This is a genomic window from Mesorhizobium vachelliae, from assembly GCF_033977325.1.
GTDB classification, from domain to species: Bacteria; Pseudomonadota; Alphaproteobacteria; order Rhizobiales; family Rhizobiaceae; genus Mesorhizobium; species Mesorhizobium vachelliae.
On the sequence record NZ_JAVIIR010000079.1, the window covers coordinates 1 to 609 of the forward strand.

The window sequence follows — 609 nt, forward strand, 5'->3', positions numbered from 1 at the left end:
TCGGTCGGTATATCGCTTTTTGACCAGCAGAGGCCGACATCAGCCCCGCAGTCGGTTTTGCAGTGCCTGCCGATCAACGGCAAGATAGTCGAGGTGCAGCCTGGCTGGCTGCCGCCTTTGCCCCAGTCGTCCGACCAGCGCCCTCGTACCGTCAAGCACAAAGACGCCGCAATCGTAGCCGTTCTGCTGCTGGGTGATACGGGTGGGCTCCAGGTGGGCTCCCAGCCGTCGTGCGAGCTGTGCCGCGGGCTGGGCGTTGAGCCGCCCGGCGGAGTCGTAATGATAGGCAACCGGCCTTTCCCGCTCGCGTCGATCAACCATAAGCAGCGACCAGTGGCTGCCGCGGCGGTCAGGATCGGTAGCGCTGGCATCGTTGACAGGCAGGAACATGAAGTCGGCAATGTCGTTGCCATTGCGATCATAGACGATGCGCTGGAAAGCCCTGAGCGCGGCATTGTCGGAGCCCAGGCGCAGATGGTAGTGGGCTATCAGCGGGTCGACGAGCCGCGTTCGGGCGGCGAGATCTGGATTTTCCCTCTGCAGCTCCTGCGCCAGAAGTTCGTAATCTCTCTGGATATGCTCATCGTTCAGCCATTCCGTGGCGCCTAG

At 62.4% G+C, this 609-nt stretch carries 1 protein-coding gene; it reads right to left on the minus strand.

Annotated features, from left to right (window positions below; translation table 11 throughout):
* Window positions 1-39: 39 nt before the first annotated feature.
* On the minus strand, window positions 40-609 hold a 570-nt coding region (locus RFM41_RS34100; RefSeq protein WP_320319363.1), incomplete at its 5' end, for a Ulp1 family isopeptidase.